The 2700-nt window shown below is 66.6% G+C and carries 3 protein-coding genes; all 3 read right to left on the reverse strand.

Going from position 1 to position 2700, the window contains the following annotated elements:
• On the reverse strand, positions 1-634 hold a 634-nt coding region (locus tag QZ766_RS05025; RefSeq protein ID WP_297198169.1), incomplete at its 3' end, for a succinylglutamate desuccinylase.
• A gap of 9 nt (positions 635-643) precedes the next feature.
• Entirely contained in the window at positions 644-1969 is a 1326-nt protein-coding gene (gene astB / locus QZ766_RS05030) for an N-succinylarginine dihydrolase (protein WP_297198172.1), read from the reverse strand.
• On the reverse strand, positions 1966-2700 hold a 735-nt coding region (locus QZ766_RS05035; RefSeq protein ID WP_297198174.1), incomplete at its 5' end, for an aldehyde dehydrogenase family protein. The genes astB and QZ766_RS05035, both read right to left, overlap by 4 nt.

Consider the following 2700-nt stretch of genomic DNA (forward strand, 5'->3'; position numbering starts at 1 on the left):
TACCCAGCTCCAGCGTGCAGGCCAGCGCCGCAAAGCGCGCGCAGCTGAAATGGGTAAAGGTGCCGCCGGGCGCCTGATGAAATACCAGCGCCTCCAGCCCGGCTGCGGCCAGCCAGTGCAGAAACTCCTCCGGCCACGGCGCGGTGCGCTGGGGGAGCACCCCGAAGCGCGGATGGAGAGACCCCCGGATGGCAGTATGTAAATCAAGATGCCAGCGCAGGGCGTCGCCGGGCTGGTAAAACGCCGCCAGCGCCTGCTCCAGGCGCGCCGCCCGCGCCGTTTCCCCCGACGGGGTAAAATCGTGCCAGCGGCCGCTGAACATCCGGTTCATGTCGCTGTGCACAAAGCGCCGGTTGGCCGCCAGCGCCGGAGGATTGCCGAAGATAACCAGCAGCCGCCAGCGCAGAACCTGGCTGCCGGCCAGCAGCGCCGCTACCAGCGCGTCAACGATCTCTACCGGCGCGGTTTCGTTACCGTGAATACCGCAGGAGAGCACCAGCGCCCGATCGCAGGGCGCGACGGGCACCAGCTCAAGGATCCCGGTATCCAGCCAGCGCCAGCGCAATCCGGCGGTTTCTCCGGCGCGAGGTTCAGGCTCTGTTCCGGCAAGCGTCAGCGCCAGGGCTGTTTTCATCGCGTTCTCCTACTGCTGAAAGGAATAGACTGAACCAAGATCGAGAATCTGCGTTAGCCGGTCCAGCGCCTCGCGCCCCTCGCGCAGCAGCTGCGGATCCGCCAGGTCGGCCTGGGTTAGCCGGTCCCGGTAGTAGCGGTCGATCCAGCCGTTGAGCGCCGTAAACAGCGCATCGTTCATCAGCACCGCCGGATTGAGCGCGGCGATTTCGCTTTCCGTCAGCACCACCCGCAGGCGCAGGCAGGCGGGCCCGCCGCCGTTGGCCATCGACTCCCGCAGGTCGAACACCGCCAGCGACGCAATCGGGTTATCTGCGGCCACCACCTCCTGCAGATACGCCCAGACGCCGGAATGCGCCTGCGCCTCTTTCGGCAACACCAGCATCATGCTGCCGTCCTGGCGGCTCAGCAGCTGACTGTTGAACAGGTAAGTCGCTACCGCGTCGTTTACCGATACCCGCGCGGCGGGCACTTCCACTGCCTGGAAGCCGGGTACCCGCTCGCGTAGCTGATCCAGCAGCCGGGGCTGGTCGACAAACGCCTGCTGGTGGCAGAACAGCACCTGCCGGTTGCTGACGGCAATCACATCGTTGTGAAAGACACCCTGATCAATCACCGCCGGGTTCTGCTGGGCAAACAGCAGCCGGGCGGGATCCACCAGATTAAGCCGCGCCACCGCCCGGCTGGCGGCCAGGGTCTGGCGCGCGGGGTAGCGCTGAGGCTGAAGTGGATTTCCCTCTTCACGCCCGTACACAAACAGCTGCACGCCCGGTCCGCCATATTCGCTGCCGAAGCGGTTGTGGTTGGCCGCGCCTTCGTCGCCCCACATCGCCGCCTGGGGCAGCGCGTCGTGAACAGCAAAGGCCTGCGGATCGCGAAAAATGGCCCGCAGCAGCGCGCCGGTGCCCTCCGCCTCGCTGGCTCGGTGGAATTTATTGTTCAGATTGGCGACGGTCAGATGCACCCTGCCGTCCAGCGAATCCGCCGACGGGCAGACGGTAGCCGCATTGGCAACCCACATTGCGGAAGCTGAGCTGGTTGCTGACAGCAGCTCCGGCGAGTGGGCCGCCGCCGCGTGCAGCACCTGCTCGTCGCTACCGCGAAACCCGAGCTGGCGCAGCAGCGGCAGGTTAGGCCGCTCGTGGGGCGGGATCACCGCCTGGGCAAAACCGAGATCCGCCAGCGCCTTCATCTTTAACAATCCCTGGCGGGCGGCCAGCTGCGGATTAGAAACCTGGAGCCGGTGCCGGGCAGACGCTTCATTGCCAAACGACAGGCCGGCGTAGTGGTGCGTCAGCCCCACCAGCCCGTCGAAGTTAACTTCTCTGGCACTCATGGACGCTCCTCCGCGGAAAAATCGAGTCCCGGGGAGAGCATATCGGGCAGCGCCAGCCCCGGAGACTCCAGCGATGCCATCGGCCACGCACAGTAGTCCGCCGCGTACCAGGCGCCGGGACGATGGTTGCCGGATGCGCCAACGCCGCCGAACGGCGCGGTGCTGGCGGCGCCGGTCAGGGGCTTGTTCCAGTTGACGATGCCCGCCCGGGCCTCCAGCAGCAGCCGGTCGAATTTCGCCCGGTCACTGGACAACAGCCCGCAGGAGAGTCCGTAGCGGGTAGCGTTCGCCAGCGCTATGGCGGCATCAAAATGGTCATAGCGCCAGACGCAGAGCAGCGGACCAAATACCTCTTCATCCGGCACCGGCTCCGCCGCGCTCATCTCCAGAATTCCCGGGGTCAGCAGGGAGGTGCCTGGTTCCAGCAGGCGCGGCTCCAGCAGCGTCACTGCCCCGCGGGCAACGTGCTGCTGCCTGGCATCGATTACATTCTGCGCCGCCTGGGGGGAGATCAGCCCGCCAATAAACGGCTGCGGCTCGGCGTCCCAGCGGTCGGGCGTAATCCGCCCGGCCACCGCCACCAGCCGCTGCAAAAACGCGTCTCCCGCCGGGCCGCGCTTGACCAGCAGCCGCCGGGCGCAGGTGCAGCGCTGCCCGGCGGTAATAAAGGCCGACTGAATAGTGGCGTGCACCGCCGCGTCGATATCCTGAGGATCGTCGACAATCAGCGG

Origin of the sequence: uncultured Pluralibacter sp., assembly GCF_913775985.1 — a bacterium.
Classification (GTDB): domain Bacteria; phylum Pseudomonadota; class Gammaproteobacteria; order Enterobacterales; family Enterobacteriaceae; genus Pluralibacter.